The following is a 26,156-nucleotide window of genomic DNA, read 5'->3' as shown; positions in this document are numbered from 1 at the left end:
GCATGATCACAGAAGCTGAATATCAGGCTTTGAAACGAGCCGTGTTACTGAGAGAAACCCGCACCGTAGAATTTGAAGGTCGCAAAGTGGAGTATGCCAGTTTCTCAGAAATGGAAAAGCGACTGCAGGCCATTGAGCGGGAATTGATCAAGCAACAGAAGCGACCCCGGCAATATGGGGTCTATTCGTCAAAGGGTATTTAATTTCCCAAGCCGAAAAGGATACAAAACCAAATGACGGTGGCAAAAAGAGCTATGAAGGCTGCACAAGCAAAAGCCAGTATGGGGTCTGTTAACCATAATGTGGATTCGGCCCACAAAAAGTAGCAGGTTCCTAAAAATACAATGAGAGCTGGTAGCCACATAAACCATAGGCGAAGTGAAAGGCAGAACCTTTGCCTCCAAGTCAGCGGTTCATCATGGAAGGAATGTTGTTCAGCGTGATCAAAGAAATAATCGCCCAGCTCAGGGATATCAGAGGTGTCAATGTCTTCATCTGACATTGCTTCCAAGCGTTTCCAGTCGGTGTCTGTTTTCTTTTTCATAGTGATTTTTACATTAGCACAGCTTTCGGGAATGATTGAATGGGCTTGAAACAACGTATTGCAGGCTGGCTACTGCCCGAACTGAAAAACCTGGCTTATACCTCGGCAGGTCAGGGGCGAAGAAGTCAGAGTTGGATTGCGCCTTCTACCGGCCCCAATAATTCACTGACCGGAAATCTTGGAACCCTGATCAACCGCTCTCGGGCTGCGATTCGTAATGATCCCTGGGCCGCTTCCGGGCTGGAAAAGCTGGTCGCTAATATTGTCGGCACTGGCATCAAGCCCAAGTCAGAAGCCCGGGATGATGGGTTTCGTAAAGAGTTACAGGCCCTGTTTCTGGACTGGACCGATGAATCCGATGCCGATGGCCAGCTCGATTTTTATGGCCAGCAGGCTCTGGCCATGCGCTCGGTACTGGAGGCCGGAGAGTGCTTTGTTCGCTTCCGTCCTCGCAAACCCGGCAATGGTTTGAGTGTGCCGCTGCAGCTGCAATTGCTGGAAGCGGAGTTTGTCCCCTGGGATTACCACGATGATCTGAAAAAGGGTCATAAGATCCGTGCAGGCATTGAGTTTAATGCCATCGGGCAGCGTGTCGCTTACTGGATGCACAAGCAGCATCCTTCGGATTACACCACACTGGATACTGCCGACCTGCGACGGGTGCCTGCCGATCAGGTGTTGCATCTTTATGAACTGCTGCGGCCAGGCCAGCTGCGTGGTCAACCTTTATTGAGCCAGGTACTGCTTCGAATGTATCACCTGGACAAATTCGATGATGCCACGCTGCTTCGGCAGGAAATCGCCAACCTGTTCACCGGCTTTATCACCAAACCGGCTCCGGAAACGGAAAAGGTCGATCCGCTGACTGGTCGGCCCATTGTCTATGACCTGCAAGGTGTTCCTATGGTAGCGATGGAACCGGGCACCATGCAGGAGCTGTCACCGGGTGAAGAAATAACGTTTAACACACCACCGGGAGCGGCCAGCAATTACCCAGACTTTATCCGTCAGCAACTGATGGCGGTGTCGGCGGGTATTGGCCTGCCTTATGAGATCCTGTCCGGCGATATGAAAGGCGTCAGTGACCGGGCTTTACGGGTGGTGCTTAATGAGTTCCGCCGTCGTATTCAACAGATCCAGCATAATTTGATGGTATTCCAACTTTGTCGCCCGGTCTGGAAACGATGGCTGGAACTGGCCGTACTCAGTGGGGCGATTTCAGCCCCGGACTTTCATCGAAACCCAACGCACTATCGCAAGGTGAAATGGATTCCCCAGGGCTGGGCTTATATTCATCCGGTTCAGGATGTGCAGTCCCAGAATCTGGCAGTCCGCAGCGGTTTTAAATCTCGCTCGGAAGTGGTGTCTGAACAAGGCTACGACAGCGAACAAATTGACGATGAGATCGCAGCAGATAACCAGCGAGCCGACGAGCTGGAGCTGCAATACGACAGTGATCCCAGAACTCAGGGAATAAACAACACCATCATGGAAGAGGAACCCGAGAACGATGAACAAAAAGCCGCTCAATAAGAACCGGGCCTGGTTCACGTTGAAAAATCAGTCCGGCCAACCGGCGGAGTTGCTGATTTACGATGTAATTGGCGATTGGGCAGGCTTATCTGCCCGGCAACTGGTCAGCAGCCTGAAAGATCTGGACACGGATGACATTACCGTTCGGATCAACAGCCCCGGTGGCTCAGTGTTTGACGGAGTCGCCATTTACAACGCCCTGCGTTACCACAAGGCTAACATCCATGTCCGGATTGAAGGGCTGGCGGCCAGTATCGCCAGTGTCATTGCTATGGCAGGCGACACCATACATATGGCTGAAAATGCCTTGCTAATGATTCACAATCCTTTCGGCTGGGTCGGAGGTGATGCCGGTGAGCTGCGCAAAATGGCGGATACGTTGGACAAAACCACGGAGGTCATTGCCCAGACCTACTGCAATCGCTGTGAACTGGATCTGAAAGCCATGCTGAAACTAATGGATGAGGAGACCTGGTTCACCGCCACTGAAGCCCAAGGCCATGGCCTGATTGATGAGGTGGAAGCGCCGGTAAAAATGGCGGCCCATTTTGATCTTTCCAGCTTTATGCATCCACCTCAGCCCGCAAACTCTGAATCTGAAAATGGGGATAAAGGCGCTCATGCCCTGGCAGTGATGACCTTGTGTAATCAGGCCGGTTACCCGGAAATGGCTGAAACTTTTGTCCGCCAGCAACAGGGTGTCGAAGACGTCAAAGCTCGCCTGGCGGAATGTGAAACGATCAAATCCCTGTGTGCAGCAGCGCACTGTGAAGATCGAGCCGGACAGTTTATCCAGTCTGGCAAGACGGAAGCTCAGGTACGCACTGAGCTGTTTGATCTGCTCTTGCAGGATGACGACAGCATCAATAACCAGCTGACACCCAATCAGCAGGATAAAAAAATCCAGCCTCTGGTGGATACCCAGGCCGTTTACCGCAAGCGTAACGGTCAATCGGCAGCCTGAAACCACTCACCCTTTCTTAATTTTCCCTTTCTCACTCAAAGGAACTGAACCATGCCTGTGATGACAGAGCCGGTGCATGCTGGCGAATTTATCGTGTCCGAAGGAAACAACAGCATCAGCCGCGAGCTGGTCGAACTGGCTCCAGATCTGGCGCTACTGCCCGGAACCATTCTTGGCAAGAATACCTCTACAGATGTTTATGGCCCTATTGATCCGGCAGCTGTCACAGGTTTGCAAATGGCGGCTGGAGTGCTTTGGGATCATGTCATTACCGATGCCACAGGCGGCGAGGGCGTCATCATTGCCCGACTGGCAGAAGTGGATCAGGAGTTACTGGTCTGGCCGGAAGGCATCACTGACGAAGAAAAAACGACGGCGGTTGAGGAGCTGTCGTCACTGGATATCATTCTCAGGACAGGAGAGCAGGGATGAACTTGCTGGATATTTTTAACAACGATGCCTTCAGTCTTACCAGCCTGACTGCAACTCTGAACGATATGCCCTATAAGCCTGGGCGTATCGGTGAACTGGGGCTGTTTACTGAAAGTGGCATTAACACCACCACAGCCATTGTGGAGTCACGGAATGGTGAATTGATCCTGCTACCCACTTCCGAGCGGGGTGCTCCGGCTGCCCAGGCTCGCGGAGGCAAGCGCAAGGTACGCAGTTTTGTGATCCCTCATATTCCCTATGACTCCACCATCATTGCTGACGAGGTGCGCAATGTCCGGGCCTTTGGTTCTGAGAGTGCTTTGGAAGGGGTGAAAACGGTGGTTAATGATCGACTGTCGTCCATGAATGCCAATCATGAAGTGACCCTGGAGCACCTTCGACTGGGAGCCATCAAGGGACAGATTCTCGATGCCGATGGTACCAGTGTGATCTACGACCTGTTTCAGGAATTCGGTGTCACTCAGCAAACCCATACCTTTAAATTCAGTGCGGCTGAAACGGATATCCGGTTAGAGTGTGTGGCTCTTCGCAGGAAGGTAGACACGGCTCTGGGCGCTCAGCCTTACACTGGATTAAGAGCCTTCTGTGGTGCTGATTTTTATGATGCTCTGGTCGGACACGATTACGTCAAAGATGCTTACCATCGCTATCAGGACAGCGTTTTACTGCGCAATGATCCCAAGACCGGATTCCGGTTCGGTGATATCGATTGGGAAGAGTATCGTGGACAGGTAGGCGATATTCCTTTCATTAAACCGGATGAAGCTTACGTGATCCCGGAAGGCACCGGCATCTTCCGCACCTGGTTTGCCCCAGCGGACTTTATCGAAACCGTGAATACCATTGGTCTGCCACGGTACGCGAAACAGAAAATTCTCGACTTCGATAAAGGCGTGCAGGTCCACACTCAGTCCAACCCACTGCCCATCTGTCTTAAGCCAAGAGCCGTGATCAAATGCAAGATGAGCTAAGTGATCTGAATCGGCAGGTACTGGCTACCTTTGGGGAGGTTGTCACATTGAAAAAGTCAGATGACAGTAGGCTGGAAGTGACGGGCATTTTGACTCGGGAGCTGATGCCTACCGGTCCTTATGAACAGGTGTTGCAAGAGGTCACTACATTGGCATTGCCCAATGATGTAAAGGTGAGTCGAGGTGATGAGGTGATCTCTGCAGCACAACAATGGACCATTGACCGGAAACTGAAAGGCGATGGTCAAATGAACTGGTGGTCACTCCATGAAGCTGGAGCTTGAGCTGGATGACAGCATTGACGAGTTGATCCATTACTTCAAGAACACTCCGGAAACTCTCCAGCTCGCCATTCGAAGATCATTGAGGAAGTTAACCCGTTTTGCTGAACGACGAACCCTGAGAGCATTAGCTCGAGAGCAAGGCATTACTCAAAAGAAGCTAAAAGAGCTGGGCCGGGTCAAGGTCAATCTCCTGCAACCGGGTGAGCGAGGGAGTGAAGGCTATAGTCTGGTGATCTGGATTGGTGCCTGGGATATACCGGCCCATTATCTGGGCAAACCCAGACAGACCAAACAAGGTGTCAGAACTGGCAAGCATTTCTGGGGAGGGGCTTTTTTAATGCAGCCGGTCAATGCTACACACTCGATGGTCTTCAGGCGAAAAGCCAACTGGCGGCATAAATACCAGCGCTCCAAAAAATCCGGGCGCATGATGTGGATGGGCTTGCCCCTGGAAAAGAAGACTTTGCCGATCCTGAACAGTGCCATTCAGGTGCTGGAAAAGCTTCAGCCCATTTTACTGGAGCGGTTTGCCACCCTGATGCAGCAAGAACTGAATTTCATCGTCAACGGAGCCGGTCATGCTTAACCCAGAACAACAACTGGTTAGCCTTTTGGTAGGTGTTCTGGAGACAGTGTGTAATCAGGTATTGTTGGGCTATGCTGCCACCGGCATTGAACAGGGTCTGAAGCCGCCAGCCGTACTGGTGCAACTGGAATCAATCAGTGAGTTACAACAACAGGGCAGCCGTCGTAAAGATCAATGGCTTTTTAATCTCAGCGCTGTGGTGCCGACCAATGACCGGGCAACTTATGCCTTGCTGGAGCTCTCCAGAACGATTCGCCAAGCCCTGAGCAATGATAAAGCCCTGTCAGAACATTGCCGCAAGCTGACCTTCTCTGAAACCCAGTTTGATATTGCTCCCAGTCAGGGACAATTGTCCTTTGCAGATATCACCCTAACCCTCGAAACCGTCTTTTAAATCCTCTTCAAGGAAGGAGAATTCTATGTCCACCATCGACCGCAGTTTTATTGGTGCAGGCAGTATCCATATTCAGCCTTACGACAAATCCGCACCACTGCTGCCCATTGGCAATGTCAGTGAGTTTAACTTCAGCTTTGAAGAAGATCGTAAAGAGCTGAAAAACTATCTGGGCGGTGGTGGCAATCGCAATGTTATCAGCCGAGTGTCGGGCATTACCGCCAACCTGGTAGCCCATGATTTCACTGCCAGTAATATCTCCCTGGCACTTCGAGGCAGTGTTACTGAGGCTGCGATCACCCCGGTGACTGATGAAGCGCAAGAAACCTATGGTGTGGCGGGTGAATTAATTCCTTTCGGGCATTTACCTGATTTGAGTCAGACCATCACGGTAAAAGACAGTCTGGATACCGTATTGGTAGAAGGTGATGACTACCAACTGATGAAATCTGGCATTCAGGTCATTGAAGGTGGAGGTATTGATGACCAGGGCATCAAGGTTAGTTACACCCCGCTCAAGGCTAATATGGTTCAAGCACTCGTAGAGTCCGGGCGGGAGTTTACCTTGTTTATGGAAGGATTGAATGATGCTCAGGAGGGCTTGCCCTTCAATATCCGGGTGCATCGGGTGAAGTTCTCTCCGGTACAGAATCTGGGTTTTATCTCGGATGACTTCGCCAGCATTCCCCTACAAGTCGATGTGCTGGCGGATACGGCGATTTCAGGGAATGGGCTGAGTTCTTTCATGCAGCTGGATCTGGCGGGCTAGTCGCTAAAATTCCCACGTGTTCCTTTTGATGGACAACACAAAATCTGTGCGATAAACGAGGTGCACTTTTCTTTTTTGGTGCTAATATGGTGCATATATGAACCAAGGAGAGAGTCTCATGCCCAGACAGAGCATCACGTTTACCGAGCCCAACGATGAGTGGCTCAAGGCTCAGGTTGACAGCAAAGAATACAGTAGTAAAAGCGATGTCATTAATGACCTGATCAGACAAGCCCGATCCAGAAAAAGTGAACTTGAAGCGATTCGTGAAGCACTGATCAAAGGAGAAAACAGTGGTATTAGCGAATTAACTCCTGAAGACATAGTGACCCAGGTACTGGAGCGAAAACGTAAAAATGGCGAGTTATAAGCTATCAAATGAAGCTGCTTTGGATATAGAACGTATCCTTGAGTTTGGCATTGATAACTTTGGTCTGGATCAGGCACTTCATTACCACGATAGCTTGCAGGCCCGTTTGACAGAATTAGCGAATTTTCCACTTCACTACCCGGCAGTGGAGCATATCCGCAAGGGATACCGTATGAGTGTGTACGGTTCTCACTCCATTTATTACCAAATTCAGGAAGATTATGTCCTGATTGTTCGGATTATGGGGAGACAGGATATCTCTGAAACATTTCAGGCGTAAGACGGCTATCAGTCTGCAGATCCACACCCACCACCTTTTCACGACACTGATGTCGCTCCTCAACTGTTTTAGTTTTATTCCATGGAGAGAACCATGTCATCCATTAAGGAATTCGCCATTCGGCTGGTCCTCAAAGCCAAAGATACCCTATCGAAAACCGTCCTCCAGTCAGTAACCACCCTCGAGTCCATCCGCAAAGAAGCCCAAACCCTCAAACAAAAACTGTCTGATTTGCAGAAGCAAGATCGTCTTCTGTCGTCTTTCCAAAAACAGACAGCAGCCGTTCGAGATACAGGCAAAGCCTACCGGGAAGCGGAAATCAGGGTTGAGAAACTGGCCAGAGAGTTTCAACAGGCTGAGAAACCTTCCCGGTCTCTTAAGCGTTCTCTGGAGTCCGCTCGTAAATCCGTGGTGTCAGCCAGCCGTTCTTACAAGGCTCAGCGCCAGAAGTTATCTGAGCTGCGCGGCAGTTTGGAGCAGGCAGGGCTTTCCAATAAGAATCTGTCTGTTCAGCTGCAGCGTCTGCAAAAGGAGCTGAAAGAGACGTCTTCCGCTTTGCAGAAAGTGGATGCCAAAGCCAAGAGTTCCGCTCACTCCTTCAAACGTTCCGGCCTCAGGCAATTATCCCGAGATGCAGATCGCGCATCAGGCAGTATAGGGCGTTTGTCTCAACGATTGGGAGCTCTGGTGGCTGCCAGTGTCGGGTTATATACCGTCAAACGAGCTATCCAGGGATTGCTGGGAACAGGTGATCAGTTTGAACGCTTGCGGGTGCAACTCAATGCCGTGATGGGCTCGGTGGCTGAGGGTGAGCAGGCCATTCAATGGATCAAGCAGTTTACCCGTGAAACCCCTTATCAGCTGGAGCAGGTGGCGGAGGCTTTTGTACGACTGAAGGCGTTCGGTCTTGATCCCATGGACGGTAGTATGCAGGCCATGGTGGATCAGGCTTCCAAGCTGGGCGGTGGCATGGAGCGTCTGAATGGGATTTCCCTGGCGGTTGGGCAGGCCTGGGCCAAGCAGAAGTTGCAGGGCGAAGAGATTCTGCAACTGGTAGAGCGGGGTGTTCCGGTTTGGGAGTTGCTGGAAAAAGCCACCGGTAAAAATGTTCAGGAACTGCAGAAGCTCTCCACAGCGGGCAAACTGGGTCGGGATACCATTGCCCTGCTGATCGAGGAAATTGGCAAGAGCTCTGCCGGGGCTGCCGCTGAGAATATGTCTCTGTTGTCCGGTTATGTCAGCAACCTGAAAGACAGCTGGCAGAACTTTCTGGATGAAGTGGCCCAGAGCGGCGCACTGTCTTATGCCAAGGATCAGCTAAAAAGTCTTTCGGACCAGATCAGTATTATGTCTGGAGATGGTCGTTTGTCTCGACTGGCTCAGTCCATCAGCGATGCGTTTGTGCAGATGGGTGAAGCGATCAAAGCCAACTTTACCGGGCTGACGTTTGACGGTGTGGTGACCAGTTTTCAATCTGCGAGTCAGCGTATTGCTTCTACTCTGGCCAGTCTCAACAATACCTTTACTCTGACGGGTAATGCTGTCCAGTTGTTGTTTAATGGCTTTACCCTGGCCGTGAAGTCTTTTGGTCTGGTGTTCAGTGAAGTTATCTCATCCGTTTCCGGGGGGATGGGCAGTCTGTTGGATGCATTAGGTGCGACAGAGTCGGCCCAAAAACTCCAGTCCTTTGGTGAATCACTGAAAGCGGTGTCGGCGGGTTTCAGGGAAGCGGTGAAAGAAGATGTGCAGGACATTAACAACAGCTGGCAGTCACTGGGTGAAGTGATTATTCAATCCAGCCAAAGTACCCAGCAAGCTATCCGTAATGAGAGCCAGAAAACGACAGCGTCCGTCGAGGAAGACGTTGTTAAACTTAACTCGGTCTACGTTGAATCCGGTCAAACCGCCAAGAAAGCCTTCAGCGATGCCGCCGATGCCCTGAAACAGATCAATGCTGCCGAAACCCGCACAGAGCTGGCTGATCTGGCCGTAAAACTGTCTCAAGCTTTCGCGGACGGTACCCTGACCCAAGAACAATACAACGAAGCATTAGCGGCCAGCACAGAGAAGCTGGCCGAGCTGGAAGACGGTGCCCGGTCTGCAGCAGGGGCTGCCCGGTCATTGGGCGATGCCGCGAATAAGGCCGGTGATAAACAGGCACAGGGGGCAGAACGTGCATCCGGCACACTCAATGGTTTAGTGGGTTTTTACAACAACATCACCTCCGAGCTCTACGGTTTGAGTGCTCAGGCAGAAGACACTTTTCTCTCCATGCAAGGCGCTACCCGGATTGATTCCACAGACACCCTGGGTGAGCTGGGACAGCTGAAAGCAACACTGGCTGAAACCAAAGAGGAACTCCAGGCTATGGTCACTGCCAATGTCGGTCTGGATACCACCGGCATCGGAAGCTGGATGAAAGAAACGGCCACCAATGCCGCTTCAGTAAGAGCAGAATTCTATGAGCAGAAGATCGCTCTGGAAGACTTGGTGCAGAGCTATGAAAACGGCTCTGTGTCGGCCCAACAGATGGCCAGCGATGGTCAATACCTGGCTGACAAACTGAACCTGCTCGACCAGCAAGACCTGGACCGTTTGAATCAATCCATCGAGCAAGCCAATGACAGTATGCAACGGCTGTCAGACAGCACCCAAGGCACACTGGACAGCCTTCAGGATGAACTGGATCGCCTTCAGGGTAAGCAGGACGATATCGAGCAACGCCGCTATGAAGCCCGAAAGAAAGACCTCGAACTGGAGCTGGCCATCGCCAAACAAGAAGGTGACTCAGAGGCGGTGAGTAACCTGCAGAAGGCGCTCTCGCTGAATCAATCGATCCGGGCCGAGAAGCAGCGACAGTACCAGCTTCAGCAACAAGAGAAAGTACAAAAGCAAAGGGAGCAGCAAGCCCAACAGGAAAAATCACGTATTCAAACCCAAAGGCAACCCACCCAAAGTAGATCACCAGAGAAAGTCATTCGACTGGAATATCCGGGAGGTCAGGTGGATGTTGGCGTTAAGCCGGGTGATGAAAAACGACTGCTGGAAGCTCTGAAAAATGCCGGAATGAGGTCTGCCTGATGACACTGGATACCATCACACTGCCCGACGATTTGTTATGGATTAATGAGTTCGACTGGAACCCTGTGGCCCAGAGCCAGGACCGCAGCCTGACCGGAGGCTTGCTGGTTCAGGAGCAGTCAAAACAATCGGGTAGACCCATAGAGTTATCGGGAGGTTTGGACGCCGGTTGGGTAGATCGTTCAACAGTCGTTGAACTGCAGTCTCTCAGTGAATTAGCCAATAAAAGCATGCTTCTGAAACTTCCTGATGGGCGTCAATTTACTGTCATTTTTGACCGAACTAGCGGTAGCCCAATTGAAGCAAGGCAGGTTCTACCTTCTGCATATCCTGATGACCATCATTTTTATCAGCTCTCTCTTCGATTATTGGTAGTTCAAGGCACATGAAATGGTTATCTCGACAACTATACTGTCAGGACTAGCAGAACAAGGAAGTCAGCTGATGGATATAAGGAAAACAGAGGGAAAGTCGGTTACATTTTCTGAACCCGAGAAGTCTGAAGCGCCTGAAAATGATGCTTCTTGGGAATCTCGAAAAGTTGAAAAAGCCTGCAAAAGAAAACCAGAAGAAACCAAACAAGAAGCTCCAGAGTCCAAAAAGAGTAACTTGCAGCCAACTGCAACATCTGTTTCAGATAAATCGTTGTTGGAAAGAGAACTGGAAGAAATCAACACTGCTTTAGCAGAGGCAAGGTTAAATCCTAATTCGGTTGCAGACGAAGAAAGGGCTCGAAAGGATAAGGTTTGGTACACTTCAATTGTTAATCGGATGAAAGGTAAAGGGCTTTCTCTGGAATATTTATCCAATAAAAACTCAGAAGAAGTGATGGCATTTTTGCTTGAAAATAAAGTTATTACGCAGAGTACGTCCATGCGTATAAGAATGCAAGGAGTTGACTTGGAAGGCTCTCCGTACTGGTAATTGAATTTTTGTTTAATCCTTCTTCAACATAAAAACCACTCTTGAGGGTGGTTTTTTTTCGTCTAAAGAAAAGGAATTTCTATGCCCATTAACAACGATGACGTAAAACTCTTTGAAAGCCAGCGTCTCACTGACGAGCAAGACGGAGGCGGGCGGGCCACTGGCACTGTAGTGATCGACGGTAATGTGAATAACCTGTTCCAGGACATCTCCCGGATTGACCGCACCATCGGTGACGTCGCCCTGCGAAAAGCCTACATAGGCATCAGCACCGACAACAACGACGCCTATCTCGGCAGTCATATCATCCTCACCGACGCACCGGATGACGACAATGTTAGTGTGCTGTTGTTCAACACCGACAGTCAGACCGATGAGCGCAATGCCGCCCGGGATCGGATCGAAGCCTATGTGGTGCCTGGCACCTCTGCCAGCTTTGAACTGCTGGGTGATCAGCTGGTAGGTCAGCGCAGCATTGTCGGCATTCAGCGAGAAGAAAAAGCCCTGCCGGAAATTGGTGAAGTTTATCGACTGTACAACAGTGACAGTAAAAAAGAGCAGTACGTCCGCATCACCAAAGTAGAGCACCGCATCGAAACCTTCACCTATGCCTACAGCGAAGGCAGCTACGTCGACTTTGAACGTCGGCGGCTGGATATGGAAATCAGTACGGCCCTGATTGATCGCTTTGCCGGCGGCACTGCGACACCTGCAGGGACCGTCATGCCAGTGGATGGACAAGGAGCCAGTGAAGCGAAGACCTCAGTGCAGTCGACACAGATTGCAGACACCTCTCGCTACTACGGTATCCAGGCAACCAAAGCAGCCATTACCCAGGGCGATCTGACCCTGAAGGTCAACAGCGTTTATTCACCTCTGGTGCCCAGCGCCCGGGTTGAAAGCCCGGTGGTTGATCAATACGGCGGCTACACCGCCAAGAGGATGGTGGCCACCTCCTCCAACCAGCGCAATGTCAGCCTTTCATTTGTTCACCTTTCCGGTAACCAAAGTCGGGCCTTTCTGCAGACCGGAGCCTTGCCAGGAACTGTGACGCTGTCGTTAGAAGGTGGCACCTTTGAAGACGACAAGACGGGCCAGCTGGTACACAAAAGCGGCTCCAATAACTACAGCAACCTGACCATTGACTATGAAAGTGGTGAGCTGAACGTCTGGCGAAACAGCAGTTACTATACCAGTACGGCTACTGCCCTATACCAGCCTGCCACAGGCATCACCGGAGCCGCCATCAGTGGCACTCTGGACATCACTGCCCAGAACCGTGGCTTTAACTACACCTTCAACTTTGCCGAGGCCAAGCCCAAGCCTGGCACTCTGGTGGTCAGCTATATCTCTCTGGGCAAGTGGCAAGACCTGAGCGATCCGGGCAATGGCCTGCTGGCTGGTTCAGGTTCGGGCACTATGGACTTCAGCACTGGCAGCGTGGCGGTAACTCTCGACGGTTTGCCCGATCCCGACAGCAAGCTGGTGTTCAGTTATATCGCCCAGGCGGATGACGAAATCACTCTGCGAACTGGCTCGGTGGCGGTGGATAAATTTTCGTTTCGGCACACCACTGCGAAGCCAGGTATCAAGCCGGGCAGTGTCGTCATCACCTATCTGGCCAGTGAGCAAACCAAGACCCTGACCGATCAGGGCAACGGCCTGTTGACGGGCGATGGCTCAGGCAGTGTCTACTACGCCTCGGGTGAGCTGGGCTTTGTGTTGAATGCCTTGCCAGACCAGGGCACCGAGATCGAGATTCAGTACGAAGAAGGCGCAGTAGCCGGTGGCATTGTGGATGTGACAGTGGATGGTTCCGGTTTAATAACCGGCACCATTGCGGGTGCGCCTCTCTTGCCAGGCTCCGTTCAGGTTCAGTTTGCGGTGGATCGGCAAAGTAATGTGCCACAGCATGCAGGCAGTCGCAGCAGTGACTACACCACCTACCAGACCACCTCCCAGAGATTTAAAAGCTACGGTGATGATGGCAATGGCAACTGGCGTGATATTGCCGGCACGATTGATTATCAGACGGGGAATTTCACCCTGCAGGCGACAGAAAACTACAGCTATCCGGAGTACACACTCAGTAGAGAGTCCTACAAATACAGACTGAGTTACTCCAACACCACCAAGACTGAAGTCTTCACAGGCAACACAGTAACCAGCAAGGCCCAGAGCAACAGCCTCAGCCATCAGGCAAATACCGATACTCTGAGTACGCCAGAGCTGACCATCGACCTGCTGCCACTGATTGAAGATCCACTGCTGCCCGGCAGTGTCATTCTGGAGTGGAACGGTGAGCTCTACTTTGATCGAGACGGTGTGCTGTACAAAAACGTCAGCAGTCAGACGAATGCCGGATCATCGGTAGGAACCCTTGATTACACCGGAGGCTTGGCGACACTGACCGTCTATCCCCCTGGTACCGTCAACACAGCAACAGTGCAAGCAGCTACCACCATCTCCGGAGGCTTTAAAGTCGATGCAGTGGCTTTCAGAACACCAGGTGCACCCATCCGGACGGGCAGCCTGCAGCTCACTGCAGTGCGTGTGGATAATGCCGAGATCATCACCGCCACCGCAGACTTTAACGGCGACATCAACACGTCAGAGGTTCAAGGCTCCATGGATGCCACCACCGGCTGGTGTGAGCTGACCTTCACCGATGGCACCGATCCTATCTATGTCATTCCACAGAGTGTGCGCTACAACTGCATTGTGGAAACCAGCCTGCCATTGGATGCTGAGCTGATCGGTCTGGACCCGGTAAGGCTGCCACCCGATGGCCAGGTGCCGATTTATCGACCGGGAGATATTGTGGTCATCAGCCACACCCAGAATACCGATGCAGGCACACCCACAGCGGGCCAACTGGTCACCCTGAACCGTGATCATCAGGCAGAGATCACCGTAGAGGACAGCCAGGGCCAGGCCCTCGATCCAGCCCAATACACGACGGATCGTGAAGCAGGTACCGTTACCTTTGCCGATCCACTGCTGCTTCAGGATGCAGAGAGCAACAGTCTGACAGCGCCGTTTACCATCAAAGACCGTGTCGAGCATATGAGCGTGGCCAGCGACGTGCAGATAAATGGCGAGATCACCATCATCGCTCCGTTGCCCTGGAACTTACCCGCCAATGAAACTCTGGTCAGCAGTGCCGTGGTTTATGGAGATCTGCAAGCCAGGGTTCACAACTTCTTCAGTCAGAAAGTCTGGGACGGTGGCGATCCCAACTGGACCGATGAGCGCATCGGCGATAACACCACTGCCCAGTACAACACCATCAACTACCCATTGGTGGTGACCAACAAGGGAGCCATCTTCGGCAAGTGGGCGATTATTTTTACGTCCGGTTCCGCCTTCCAGATTGTGGAGGAGAAACTCGGGATTATTGATACGGCCACCACTGCCGCTGATGCCGCACCCATTAATCCGGAAACCGGTACACCTTACTTCACTATCAAGGCCCAAGGCTGGGGAAATGGCTGGGCTGTGGGCAATGTTATTCGTTTTGATACAGACGGTTGTCTGGCTCCGGTGTGGATCTGCCGAACCGTACTGGCCGGGCAGGGCACAGAAACCAGTGACCAGTTCACATTGCAGATTCGGGGGGATGCTGACTGATGGCAGGGATATGGTTCGCTAAAGAGAACACTCTGGGTCGGCTGGAAGGCCCCGTTACGGACAAGAATGCAGGTATTTATTTTGGCTCAAACAGGAGGCTTTATTTCTACGCTTTGATTTATATAGACAGCAGCAATGCTGACAAGAACATCCCGTTGCTGACCACCTTGTCTGATTCCAACAATAGCCCGTCCCGCTATAAGACCCGAATCTATTGTGAGAATGGCCAGATCAAAGTGTACGGCACCCGAGACAGTACATTAGTACTGAGAGGATACTGCGATAACGTCATCCCAATGGACGAACTGGTTGAAATAGTGGTTCAGGGAGATTCAGGAGGTGGTAGTAATGCAGTTAATATTTACTATAACGGTGTCGCCCAAAGCGTATCCTCCAAATTCGGGAGGTACAGCATTTTTGACCGATATACCCAGGTCATTCTGGGCGGAGATACGACAGCGACCGGGAATGCAAAGGGAGTGCTGATCTCAAAATTGGTCATCACTGATGACTGGGATAGTCCACCTGTCGCACCACCACTAATCCCTAATAGTACGGGGGTAGTTTGGACTTCTGACTTTGAAGATGTCAATGCACCACTGAAGATTAAGGGCCAGTCAAACAGTCAGGAATACGAACTAGTCTGGACAAATACCGACAACACCACCGTCATCTGGACCGACACCAACGCTCCACCTTCTTCAGGCAGCGCCGGTGGCATCATCATCCCCGGCAATGGCAACACCACGCGCATCCAGGGCACCGTTATGAAAGACGATTTGCCAGTGGCTCGCCGGGTCTTTGCCATCACTCAGGCACAACTGGAAGTCGATGGCAGCCAGGAAACAAAACATGCGGTTCTGAACAGTGTGCTCAGCGACAGCATCAGTGGCAGTTACTCTCTGGACACCAGCCCCTATGAAGGAGCCGTGATTGTGGTGGCCATGGATAACTATGGCGAAGTTTGGCAAGGCAATGTGGTCTACGAGGTAGGCGACGTTATCCGCCCGGTCGACTTCCAGGGTTATGTTTACCTCTGCACAGTGGCCGGTACAGGTGACAGCACCGAACCCACCTGGTGGTTTGATGACAGTGTTCAGGCCATTGGCACCGCGCAATTCAAAGCCAAGCCCTACACTCGTCCACTGGCTCATGGCCCGGTGATACCCGAGATCGTACCGGAGAGTTAAGTGGCCTACTTTCCTGAGAAGACACAAGACTTCAACTTTACCCGGGAGGCTTATCAACCCGCCTCCCACTTTAAGTTTTATCCACAGCCCACCTATGCCTTTATTCCACCGCCCACTGTCGTCAGTGCCTGCCAGAGCCAGTGGCAGACAGGCAACACCTATCAGGTATCTGCCCGGGGACTGTTCCAGCACTCAATGACGATTCAGGCCAGTGTTCAGCAAAGTAGTCATCAAGGCACCGTTCTGGAAGCTCCACAGCTCGGACTGTTCTGGGGCAAGGTGCCTGAATTGGGGGAAGCAGTCAGAATTAGTCATCAGCAAGCCAGTGATCACCAGAGTCAGCAACAGGCTCTCTGGCAGCAACCGCCTGCCAAAGAACTCAGCATCGATGAGTCCAGGGACCAGAGTATCCAGCCAAGAGAGCAGCAAAGTTCTGAACAGTGGCAGCAAGGCAGACAGATAGATCGGCAGAATACAGAGCGTTTTGATCGCAGTGACGAGTATGGCGCAGTCCATCAAATCACCGCCAGTGGCTACCAGGTACCAGCACCTGCATTGCTGAACTTTACCTTTGCGGCCAAACGTTACTCACCATTAACCACCCCAGACGTGTATTTCAATCTGGGCGAGAGTGCTCCCAATAGGGCCATTCAACCAAGAGACTCTCTGCAGCAGTCAGCCTTCAGCAGTAACCGCACTCAGGATGAACCCGTCATCATCCCGTGGGGACCCGGCAGAAAAGCCAAAGATGACACAGTCGACAGTGACTATGGCTGTGAGATCGATGTCATCGAAAAGCCACAACCCGAAGAACCAGAGATCAGGGAGACCTATCTGCTTATGAACACCATCAGTGTGGTGACGCTGCCCGACAGGACACCGATCGAGATGAGTAACATGGATATCAGCCTCGACATCGATAGCTTCAGCTGGGCACTCAGTGGGGAACTTTGGGGAGCCAGCAGTCTGGCATTAGTGGAACCCGATCAGGACGGCCCCAAACAGATCGAGGTCAACATCAATGGCTGGAAGTGGATCTTTATTGTGGAGCGATACACCGGCTCAAGAGCGTTCGGTCAAGAAAAATACTCGATATACGGAACCAGTCGTACACAGCTGCTGGCAGCACCCTACGCACCCCAGCGCAGCAAGTCCAACAGCAGCAACCTCAATGCAAAACAGGCGATCACTGAAGAGCTGGACAACACCGGCTTTTCTGCACTCTATCCGGAACTGGATGATTACAGCACACCCGACTGGATCATCCCTGGCGGCAGCTTCAGCTACCAGAGCGAAACCGCCATGACCGTCATCGCTCGACTGGCCAGCACTGCAGGTGCCGTGATCATTCCTTCCAGGGATGCTGACCAGCTGAACATCAAACCCCGTTATCCAGCCAGCCCCTGGAGTTGGAATACTGCCACCATGAACAAGATCATACCGGCCAGCATGGTCATTAACCTCAGTGCCAGCTGGAGGCCAGAGCCGGAATACAATGCGGTCTACGTGTCGGGCACCCACACAGGTGTTGCAGTCAACGTCAAACGCCAGGGCACTGCAGGTGATAATCAAGCACCAGACATTCTGGAAGACTGGCTGACAGAGACACAGGTGAATACTGAGCGAGGCAGGAACGAACTGGCCAAAGGTGGCCATCAAAGTATCACCACATTGGAGATACCTCTGACGGATGCGAATATGGCTCCCGGGTTGATTGAGCCGGGGCAGTTGGTTGAGGTGCGGGATACTCTTAATGGAGCGAGTGGTAATTGGCGAGCTTTGTGTTTGTCTACCGCTGTCAGAATTGCAATAGGCAAAGTAACACAGGTCATAGATTTAGAGAGGCATTTCTGATGGCCACCACCAACACCTGGCGGCAGTTCAAATCACTGATTCCTGAAGGAAGCAAGGTGATAGCTACTATCACCGCACTCAATGGCAATGGAACCAGTCAGGCTCAGCTCAGGGATGGTTCAGTGGTGACGGTGAAAGGAGAGTCTGTGGGAGTAGGGCAGAAGGCTTTTATTCAGGGAGGAGAGGTGAAGGGCTCTGCGCCGGATTTGGCGCAGTACGAGGCAGTGGTTTAAGGTGGATCGTCACCAAATAGCAGCCGATAATGCTGCCTGAAGTTCATTTCTCCAGAAGGCATGTCCCCCAAGTACCTCCAGAAACCAACAATCTCACGAACTTTTGCCATATCAATGTGATCACACTCCACCATCAATTTCATGAGATCAAGAGTTCGCATGGTTTTGATGTTCAATGCTTGAGCGACTTCAAGCATATCTTTGTCATCTGTGACTACAGCTATACCCATCACATGGGCGTACGCAAGATAACGGGCATCAACTCTTGATGGGCCTGGAGCAAGCTTAGTGATGTAATCCCAAATAAAACTATAGGTAGCTTCGATTTCTTTCTTCTCTTTTCTACCAAGGTTGGGATAATGTTTGCGATTCTCAACATGTTCTGGGTCTTCAGCCCAAGAGAACTTGCTCTTCAGGCGAGCATTTTTGCCGAGTTCTTCGTCAAGTTCAGGAAGCACGTATAAACAATACTCCTCCTCCCCAAACGCCTGAAAGAGCAGTGGGTGAATACTTTTGGCAAGACGAAAATAACTATTGGAATCGATCAGGATTTTGGACTGTGACATCAGGTTAACTCGGCATAAAGAGACTTCGCATCAATTAACCCTATATCTAATACCGTCTGAATATAACTTTCCGATTTTCCAGTTGCTTTCAGGTATCGAGAAAGAACTGAAAAGAAGGGGCTTTCGAATCTCTCTGTCACAAGGTTGATGTACATCTCTGGTTGTACGGGAGCATGTGTAATGAGTGCATCTATCAAGTTGGGGAATTTTTTATTGAAATTGGTCGTTGCCCCATGAATCGATTTCAACTCCAGTGGAGCCAGGCTGTTATGTTCAGCATAGGCTTTAACCTGTAAGAAAATGGCCAGGGGAGAAATAACATACTTCTCAGCCAGTTTCTTGATAGCATTAACCTGAGCTCCCGGATGTTTTCCCTTAAGCTCTCTGTAGCATTGCTCAGCATGCTGGTTTGGAAACAATAAAGCACCAGCAAAAGCATCGGCAAAATCTTCCCCTTCATCACCGCGCAAATCAGGAGCCAGAGCATGACCTAATTCATGGGCCATCCAGAAAAGGAAGTCATGTGTGTTAACGTCAAGATTAAGATAAATCCATGTAGTCATGGATTCGGGAAGATAGACATGGGTAGCATTTTCATGCCTGTCTTTTTGTCCCCACATTACAGGAATCAGAACCGTCTGCAATTTGCGGAAATAACGGATCAGATGTTTAAAATCCAGAATGTCTTCTGGCCCCACACTGATATCCTTTCGGACTTTTTCAGAAACCTGTTGAAGGTAATCGTATTCAAGCACAGGATTTTTTAAGACCAGAGGCTTGGTCAGGTTATCGAAAGTAAGGTAAGGTGCCAGTTTCTCAAGATACCGCCCCATGCTGACAAATTTCTGAAAGTCTTCGTCTCTGGTTTTCGTCCCCTTCCTTTTCCGAAAGGCCACTACCGGAGCATTCTTATCTTCCTGAACAACCAGTTCGGAAAACGACAGGCCCAACAGCATACCCATCCGTAATAATTTATCCGGTTTAGGAAATGAGCTTCCTTTGAGCCATTTAGATACAGCTTCCCTGGAGACCTCGAGCATTTTGCTAAGAGAGGACTGATTGAAGCCTTTTTCGCTCATTGCGGCTTCCAGAGCGGGAATGTTCAGTGATTTTTCCATAGGGTGCCAATAGTATATGGTTGTCAACTTCTGTCAACTTCTATTCGAGTATGGACCGGAAGCAGGGCTATATCAAACAGGAAGGGAAGTTTCGTTAGCCATTCTGACAGCCTTGTCAGAATACCTGGTTTAAAAGAATTAAAGGGTCACCTATTTCAATGCCAATTTTTTCGTTAAAAAGAGTATCATATTTTTACTTTTGACTATTGTGCCTCAAGGAAAGTCTGAAATTGGCTACTACAGATACAGAGCATTCAGCGCCTCTACCTCGTGTAGGTATGCTGGCTACCGTTCGAAACAGGCGTGGGGTTATCTCTGCAGTTGAGTCTATCAGTGAAGGTAAATCCTCTGCATTGTTGCATCTCGTTACCGTAGATTTCAGTGACGCTGAGGGTGATGCACAGGAATCACTTTTGTGGGAACGAGAGCGCAGCCCTGTAGTTCTGAAACCTAACGCACTACCGCGAGTAGATGCTGATCTGCCAATGGCCATGGATGAATTTATGGCACTCCAGCGAGCGACAAGATGGAGTGCATTAACCCCTTTTCTTTCTGCCCACTCCCCGGAGCAACGGTCAGAGCCTGTGCCCACTGCACCGGTTTATGGTGCCGTCAGCGTTGACGACTTTCAGCTGGTTCCTTTGGCCAGGGCTATGCGCATGCCCCGGGTATCTTTACTGCTGGCCGATGACGTCGGACTCGGTAAAACCATTGAGGCCGGATTAATTCTGGCTGAGTTGATACGAACACGCCGAATTCGACGAGTATTAATTATCACTCCGGCATCCCTGCGAACTCAGTGGCAGATGGAGATGGAAGAGAAGTTCTCACTGGGATTTGATATTGTCGACAAGGTTTCCACTCATAAATTACAGCGGGAAATGGGGCTGGATGCCAACCCTTGGCGGGTACTGCCTCGTATTATCACTTCCTATCACTATCTTCGTCAGCCGGATGTGCTCGAGCAGTTTATTGCAAATTGCGAATCAACGAAGGTGCAGGGAAGTGCTCAGCTGCCCTGGGATTTGTTAATTGTTGATGAAGCCCATAACCTTATGCCTTCTAACTTTGGTGCAGATAGCGATCTGGCCAAAATGCTGCGGTTGCTGACCCCTTATTTCGAGCATCGGTTATTTCTTACTGCAACTCCCCATAACGGCCACACCCGCTGTTTTTCCGGCTTGTTGGAGCAACTGGACCCGGTGCGGTTTACCCAGGCACCCAATTTTACCGATAAAGAGCGGACCATGATTGGCGATGTGCTGATCCGCCGCTTGAAAAGCGAAATCAACGAGCAAGATAAGAACGCAGGCCGGGTGCCTCGTTTTGCCAAAAGGCATCTTGAACCATTGCCACTGTATATGCTGCGGGACGAGAAGCAGCTGGCGGAAGCGGTGCGGCGATTCTGTGATGGGCTTAAAAGGATGATACAGTCTGCACCGGAAGCACGCATGGTGCTTAATTTTGCCATTGAGATTTTGCGAAAACGGCTGCTTTCCAGTCCGGTGACCTTTGCGGATAGCTGGCTTCGGTTCAAGGCGGGTCTGGAAGAACATGAGGCGCTTCAGGCCTCAGAGGTCTTGGCTGCCCGCCGTGCCACGGAAGAAGATATAGACGACGACAAAGAGCGGGAAAGTCGTGGTCAGCATGCGGTGCATGTCATCGGGGCATGGATACATCCTTATGTTGAAATCCTGAAAACAGAAATAGACGCCATTGATGCGTCACTAGCTGCATTGGGTCTGAACCAGTTACCCGTGGTCAGTTGTGTGCCCACTTCAGACAGTCGCTTTGATCGGCTGCTGGAAATGATCGACAAGGAGCTTCGTAACGCAGATCAGTGGAAGCCTGATGAGCGGTTGATTATTTTTACCGAATACAAGACGACGCTTGACTACCTGGTGAATCGCCTTAATTCCAGTTTTAGTAAGGATGAGAACAAGGTTGTACAACTTTTCGGCGGCATGGGTGAAGACGAACGGGAAGCCATCAAGCAGGCCTTTAACGATCCTGATTCTGCTGTCAAAATTCTGGTGGCTACAGATGCGGCATCCGAAGGTCTCAACCTTCAGTACACTGCCCGCCTGCTGATTCACTACGAAATTCCCTGGAATCCGTCTCGGCTGGAGCAGCGCAATGGTCGTATTGACCGGCATGGTCAGTCTCGTGATGTCACCATCTATCACTTTACCAGCGACGATGACGCTGACCTCAGTTTTGTTGCCCGGGTCTTGAATAAAGTCAACGACATTCGTGAAGACCTTGGCTCTGTTGGCGAACTCTTCGATGTGGCTTTTCAACGGCGCATGATGGAGCTTAATGAAGATGCCGAAGTACTGGAAAGCCTTGAGCTTCAGATTCAGTCGCGGCGGGGTGCGGCAGATGATGCCCGTGTTCAGACGCAAGAGCGGGGAGGCGCTGAGAAACAGCAACTGATGCAGCTGCTAGTGGATCTTGATCTGTCACCACAAACCCTTGAGCAGACCCTGGCCATTGCCATGGGGCTTGGAGCTAGTCGGAAGATTCTGGATGGGCCGGACCTCCGGGGGCGCATGCGACTGAAAACGCCGTTACCCAGTCGCTGGCAAGCTATCGTTGATGATACGTTAAGGCTACCCGCGCTGCGGGGTATTACCGGTGCCATGCCCTGGGTGGTATTTGATAATCAGTTTTTTATCGACAACATCAACGGCCGTCCAGTCTTTCGGCCTTCGCCGGACACAGTGCTCTTGCATCTGGGTCATCCATTGTTCCGTCATGCCTTGAATACATTTGCCCGTTTACGCTTTCCCGGAGGGCAGAACGAGTTTCAGCCACCGAGTCGCTGGGTGGTCACCACCGGTGACGTTCCAGAAGGTGCGGACGCTCTGGTTCTGCTGACGGTAGAAGAAATGGCGGTCAATCAACTAAGGGAAACCTTCCATCACTGGACACGGACACTGGCCCTGCCGGTACATGGCGATACCCTCGGTGAGCCACTGCCTTATGCAGGCCCCTGTCATGGCAATGGTACTGCTCAACCGGCACAGGACCAGACTGAGCAAGCCCGTGATATTTGGGATGAGGTGGATAAAGAAGTTAAAAGCTTTATCAACCGTTTTCGTGGAAACATTTCCCAGCATATAAAACAGGCATTGAAATTGGCTTATGGCGATGCCAGAACCCGGGAGAGGGAAGCGTTTGAAAAGCGCATAAAAGAAGTTCAGGCCCTTAAGGGCAATCAAAGTATCGAAAAGCTGAAACGGGAAATTGATGAAGAACGTCAGGCATCAATCCAGTTGGACATTCTGGAAGATGCCGATGCGGTTGCAGAAAAACGCCTCCGGGATCTGGAAGATGAACTCAAACGACGGCAGGGGCAGTTTGGCGATTTGCTGGAACGCCTGAAAGCCGAGAAAGATCGGGTTTTAAAGTATGTATTGCCCCAGCGTTATAAATTGCGCGGGGAGGCGCAGGTATTCCCTGTGACTATTGAAATTCGTCTGCCGGAGGCACGTCCATGAGTTTGCATAACGAAGCCTGGGCCGCTCTGAATCACGGTGGACTCCTGATTTCCACTGCCAGACTGGCAGACTACTTCCCAGATACCCTGTCGCCATTGCCTGACTGGCAGATTGAGAAACTGCGCCGGGCGCTGACGGCCTTTGATGGTACCAACGAAACCCTGGCTCCGCTGCTGGATTACTTTCTGCAAAACCTGACGGGCCTGCCCGCAAACGAGTGGCAAAAAGCCCAGAATGTTGAAGCCCACTGGGCTATTCGCAGCTTCACCGGAGTCCAGGTTAAGCCTCGTCGTTTGTGGGTTGGACCTAATGGTGAAACCTTGCCGGTGTTTGTCCCGGAAGAGGGGGCTTCCCGGCAATTTTCCGGTCGCTTGGGGGTTGGTCGATCCCGGGTTTTGCTGGGGCGGGTGCTTGAGTGGCTAAGGCGGCAACAGCAACCCCTGGCGTTGGTGACCAATGGTCGTCAATGGCGGCTGGTGCATGCGGGTCAGGATTATGATGCCTGGTGCGAATGGGATATCGACCTGTGGTTTGTGGAAGGGCAGCCCGGTCCCCAGACGTTGGCCTGGCGCTGTCTGCTGAATCGGGAAACACTGTTGGCCCCACAAGGGCAGAGCCTGCTGCACAAAGCCATCAGCGAATCCCGCAAAGGGCAGGCAGAATTGTCTAGCGTTCTTGGCGAGCGGGTCCGACAGGGGGTGGAAGAATTAATCACTGCCTCCCATGCAGCCATCGAACAGGCCCGGCAGGAAGGCCAGCAGCTGGATTATAACGATCTGTACGTTGCAGGCTCACGCATTATTATGCGCTGCATTATTGCCCTGTTTGCCGAAGCCCGTGCGTTATTGCCGGTGGATAATCCCATCTATCAGCAGGCTTATGGTTTGGAGGGGTTGCGTCAGCAACTGGATCGTCGTGCCGGTGGCCAGGGTAGTGAGCGTCTCAGCCGAAGCCACAGCGCTTGGCCCCGATTACTTGGGCTGTTCAATCTGGTTCACTTTGGCTCCGCCCATCCGCAGCTCACCGTACCCCAATACGGCGGGGCCCTGTTTCAACCCGGCAATGCGACCAGTGATGACCCGATTAGCCGGGCACTGGCACTGCTCGAAGGCGTTACCAACACCATCAGCGACCGGCAGATGCATAAGCTGCTGCGACTGTTGACCCGTACCCGTATGAAAGTGCGTCAGGGACGGGCCAGCCGGTGGGTAGATGCGCCAGTGGACTTTTCCACACTGTCGTCTGAATACATCGGAATCCTCTATGAGGGGTTGCTCGACTTTGAATTAAAACAGGCGGCTGAGAATGATCCGGTGATTTTTCTAGGGGTTGGCAATCAGCCTGCCTTGACGCTCTCCCAGCTGGAAGCCATGGATGACAAAACTATCAAACAGCTGTTTGAAGCGTTGAAAAAAGCTGTCAGCGCTGGGGATGACAGCGAGGAAGAAGAGAGTAATGACGAGCAGGAGGCGGAAGATTCTGTCACAGAAGACCATGAAGACGCCCCAGATGCCACTGAACTGGAGGCAGAAACGCTTGCCGCCGAAGACGATGACGACACCCTGCAGTTGAGTGAGGATCATCTTGACCGGGCTCAGGCATGGCTGGAAAAAGCCGCGCTGCTGGCCGGGCTGGTGAAAAAGCCTCGGGGTAAAAAGGCCGCAGCCCGGGCGGAACAGCAGGAGATGTTGAGCAGAGCTACCAAACAACTCTGTGTTCGTTTGGTGGCACCAGGGCAGTTCTACCTGGTGCGCTGGGGTGGCACCCGTAAGGGGGCAGGCACCTTTTACACCCGGCCACAGCTGGCGGCTCCCACCGTCCGCCGCACCTTACAGCCGTTGGCTTTTGATGCCCTGCGCAGTGAAATTGATCCACGTACCGGGCTGGAAAACATCGTGGAATGGCAGCCCAAGCCGCCGGAAGCGATTCTTGCCCTGAAAATCTGCGATCCTGCCATGGGCTCCGGTTCTTTTTTGGCGGGTGCTTTGCGTTACCTGACTGATGCATTGGTTCAGTCCCTTTATGAACATGGGCTGCTGAAAAAGGATGAAGAGGGCGGTGTGCCCCGAATGGCCGACGGTCAGCTGGCAACCCTGCTCAGTGACGAGTTTACCAAATTGAATCCGGCCCATCCCGATTTTGAACAGAGCCTGAGGGCACAACTGAAGCGCCATATTGTTGAGCGTTGTCTTTACGGCGTTGACCTTGACCCACTGGCGGTGGAGCTGGGACGCATGGCGCTGTGGGTAGAAACCATGGATCGGGATCTGCCCTTTGGTTTCCTAGATCACAAGCTCAAGGTGGGTAATGCTCTGGTAGGCACTTGGTTTAACAGCTTCCGACATTATCCGGCCATGGCCTGGCAGCGGGAAGGGGGCGACAAGGATTACCAGAAGAACAAGCCCGGTAACCTGATCAACCACTTTTACACGAATGATAAAGGCAAGAAAAAGGGCGACGTCTTTACCGATGCCATCAAAGCGCGGGGCAAGAACGTTCAGCCACAGCTGATGGCCATGTTAAGCGGGCAGATGGATTCCGATGCTTCACTGGATGCCAATACTGTTCACGATGAGTTGTTCAAGGTATTCCGCAAATTGCATCGACTGCCGGTGCATGCCAGTGAAAAGCGCGCCACACTTTATCGGGAGCAGGTGCTGAACAATCCTCACTACCATGCTATCAAACAACGTATGGATTTGTGGTGCGCCCTTTGGTTTTGGCCCGGCGACCAGATTGAACGGGCACCTTTGCCCCTGGACTTTGCCAAACCCGCTGAAGATGTGCTGGAGATCGCCTCGGAGCCTGACCGAGAATGGCGTAACTAGTGTAGTGCGACCTAATTAACAGTACATAAAGACTCCTAACGGTCTACTATGGATGTTATTCCAACCACTGCCTGTTTTTAC

General features: G+C 51.7%; 23 protein-coding genes. 20 read left to right on the top strand and 3 right to left on the bottom strand.

Features of this window, described 5'->3' with window-relative positions:
• The first annotated feature begins 2 nt into the window (after positions 1-2).
• Positions 3-203: a phage head-tail joining protein gene (locus tag ACOMG9_RS21455; protein ID WP_494529394.1), complete on the top strand. Its 201-nt coding sequence runs from the start codon at positions 3-5 to the stop codon at positions 201-203.
• Here ACOMG9_RS21455 and ACOMG9_RS21450 read toward each other — a convergent pair.
• Positions 200-544 carry a hypothetical protein gene (locus tag ACOMG9_RS21450; protein ID WP_257287963.1) on the bottom strand — a complete coding sequence of 115 codons (345 nt, stop codon included), beginning with the start codon at positions 542-544 and terminating at the stop codon, positions 200-202. The two genes, ACOMG9_RS21455 and ACOMG9_RS21450, sit on opposite strands and share 4 nt — an antisense overlap.
• 39 nt (positions 545-583) lie before the next feature.
• Between ACOMG9_RS21450 and ACOMG9_RS21445 the strand changes: the two genes are divergently transcribed.
• From ACOMG9_RS21445 to ACOMG9_RS21365, 17 genes are all read left to right on the top strand, one after another.
• Entirely contained in the window at positions 584-2,077 is a 1,494-nt protein-coding gene (locus ACOMG9_RS21445) for a phage portal protein (RefSeq protein ID WP_448218408.1), read from the top strand.
• Positions 2,055-3,041: a head maturation protease, ClpP-related gene (locus ACOMG9_RS21440; protein WP_448218407.1), complete on the top strand. Its 987-nt coding sequence runs from the start codon at positions 2,055-2,057 to the stop codon at positions 3,039-3,041. Before ACOMG9_RS21445 ends, ACOMG9_RS21440 begins: the two co-directional genes overlap by 23 nt.
• A 51-nt stretch (positions 3,042-3,092) precedes the next feature.
• Complete coding sequence (locus tag ACOMG9_RS21435; protein ID WP_422137686.1) at positions 3,093-3,473, top strand: head decoration protein; 381 nt, start codon at positions 3,093-3,095, stop codon at positions 3,471-3,473.
• Entirely contained in the window at positions 3,470-4,465 is a 996-nt protein-coding gene (locus ACOMG9_RS21430) for a major capsid protein (protein WP_494529393.1), read from the top strand. The genes ACOMG9_RS21435 and ACOMG9_RS21430 overlap by 4 nt, the downstream gene beginning before the upstream one ends.
• Entirely contained in the window at positions 4,450-4,749 is a 300-nt protein-coding gene (locus ACOMG9_RS21425; protein ID WP_317146043.1) for a hypothetical protein, read from the top strand. Before ACOMG9_RS21430 ends, ACOMG9_RS21425 begins: the two co-directional genes overlap by 16 nt.
• Positions 4,733-5,335 carry a hypothetical protein gene (locus ACOMG9_RS21420; RefSeq protein WP_317146044.1) on the top strand — a complete coding sequence of 201 codons (603 nt, stop codon included), beginning with the start codon at positions 4,733-4,735 and terminating at the stop codon, positions 5,333-5,335. Before ACOMG9_RS21425 ends, ACOMG9_RS21420 begins: the two co-directional genes overlap by 17 nt.
• Positions 5,328-5,729 carry a hypothetical protein gene (locus ACOMG9_RS21415; RefSeq protein ID WP_257287970.1) on the top strand — a complete coding sequence of 134 codons (402 nt, stop codon included), beginning with the start codon at positions 5,328-5,330 and terminating at the stop codon, positions 5,727-5,729. Before ACOMG9_RS21420 ends, ACOMG9_RS21415 begins: the two co-directional genes overlap by 8 nt.
• Before the next feature lie 25 nt (positions 5,730-5,754).
• Complete coding sequence (locus ACOMG9_RS21410) at positions 5,755-6,498, top strand: phage tail tube protein (protein ID WP_494529392.1); 744 nt, start codon at positions 5,755-5,757, stop codon at positions 6,496-6,498.
• Positions 6,499-6,616: 118 nt separating this feature from the next.
• Positions 6,617-6,868, top strand: a complete 252-nt coding sequence (locus ACOMG9_RS21405) for a ribbon-helix-helix domain-containing protein (RefSeq protein ID WP_422138992.1) — start codon at positions 6,617-6,619, stop codon at positions 6,866-6,868.
• Positions 6,855-7,148 carry a type II toxin-antitoxin system RelE/ParE family toxin gene (locus tag ACOMG9_RS21400; protein ID WP_494529391.1) on the top strand — a complete coding sequence of 98 codons (294 nt, stop codon included), beginning with the start codon at positions 6,855-6,857 and terminating at the stop codon, positions 7,146-7,148. Before ACOMG9_RS21405 ends, ACOMG9_RS21400 begins: the two co-directional genes overlap by 14 nt.
• A 93-nt stretch (positions 7,149-7,241) precedes the next feature.
• Complete coding sequence (locus ACOMG9_RS21395; RefSeq protein ID WP_494529390.1) at positions 7,242-10,229, top strand: tape measure protein; 2,988 nt, start codon at positions 7,242-7,244, stop codon at positions 10,227-10,229.
• Positions 10,229-10,618 carry a hypothetical protein gene (locus ACOMG9_RS21390; RefSeq protein WP_494529389.1) on the top strand — a complete coding sequence of 130 codons (390 nt, stop codon included), beginning with the start codon at positions 10,229-10,231 and terminating at the stop codon, positions 10,616-10,618. The genes ACOMG9_RS21395 and ACOMG9_RS21390 overlap by 1 nt, the downstream gene beginning before the upstream one ends.
• Before the next feature lie 55 nt (positions 10,619-10,673).
• The gene (locus tag ACOMG9_RS21385) at positions 10,674-11,153 is read left to right on the top strand and encodes a hypothetical protein (RefSeq protein ID WP_494529388.1); all 480 of its coding nucleotides are present in this window, start codon (positions 10,674-10,676) and stop codon (positions 11,151-11,153) included.
• Positions 11,154-11,234: 81 nt separating this feature from the next.
• On the top strand, positions 11,235-14,783 hold the full coding sequence (locus tag ACOMG9_RS21380) for a hypothetical protein (RefSeq protein WP_494529387.1): 3,549 nt from the start codon (positions 11,235-11,237) through the stop codon (positions 14,781-14,783).
• Entirely contained in the window at positions 14,783-15,973 is a 1,191-nt protein-coding gene (locus ACOMG9_RS21375; RefSeq protein WP_494529386.1) for a hypothetical protein, read from the top strand. Before ACOMG9_RS21380 ends, ACOMG9_RS21375 begins: the two co-directional genes overlap by 1 nt.
• Positions 15,974-17,827 carry a hypothetical protein gene (locus ACOMG9_RS21370; protein ID WP_494529385.1) on the top strand — a complete coding sequence of 618 codons (1,854 nt, stop codon included), beginning with the start codon at positions 15,974-15,976 and terminating at the stop codon, positions 17,825-17,827.
• Entirely contained in the window at positions 17,827-18,060 is a 234-nt protein-coding gene (locus tag ACOMG9_RS21365; RefSeq protein ID WP_494529384.1) for a hypothetical protein, read from the top strand. The genes ACOMG9_RS21370 and ACOMG9_RS21365 overlap by 1 nt, the downstream gene beginning before the upstream one ends.
• On the opposite strand, the gene ACOMG9_RS21360 is transcribed toward ACOMG9_RS21365, so the two are convergent.
• Both ACOMG9_RS21360 and ACOMG9_RS21355 read right to left on the bottom strand, forming a co-directional pair.
• Positions 18,057-18,626, bottom strand: coding sequence for a hypothetical protein (locus tag ACOMG9_RS21360; protein ID WP_494529383.1), 570 nt, complete (start codon positions 18,624-18,626; stop codon positions 18,057-18,059). The genes ACOMG9_RS21365 and ACOMG9_RS21360 overlap by 4 nt on opposite strands.
• A complete protein-coding gene (locus tag ACOMG9_RS21355) occupies positions 18,626-19,744 on the bottom strand; it encodes an XRE family transcriptional regulator (protein WP_494529382.1) in 1,119 nt (372 codons plus the stop codon). Before ACOMG9_RS21355 ends, ACOMG9_RS21360 begins: the two co-directional genes overlap by 1 nt.
• Positions 19,745-19,974: 230 nt before the next feature.
• On the opposite strand from ACOMG9_RS21355, the gene drmD reads away from it, so the two are divergent.
• Complete coding sequence (drmD, locus tag ACOMG9_RS21350; protein WP_494529381.1) at positions 19,975-23,247, top strand: DISARM system SNF2-like helicase DrmD; 3,273 nt, start codon at positions 19,975-19,977, stop codon at positions 23,245-23,247.
• Positions 23,244-26,075: a hypothetical protein gene (locus ACOMG9_RS21345; protein ID WP_494529380.1), complete on the top strand. Its 2,832-nt coding sequence runs from the start codon at positions 23,244-23,246 to the stop codon at positions 26,073-26,075. Before drmD ends, ACOMG9_RS21345 begins: the two co-directional genes overlap by 4 nt.
• The last annotated feature ends 81 nt before the right edge of the window (positions 26,076-26,156 follow it).

The sequence above is a fragment of the Endozoicomonas sp. PH6C genome, assembly GCF_059322965.1.
Note: the sequence above shows the minus strand (reverse complement) of the source record. Positions and strands in the feature narration are given on the sequence as shown.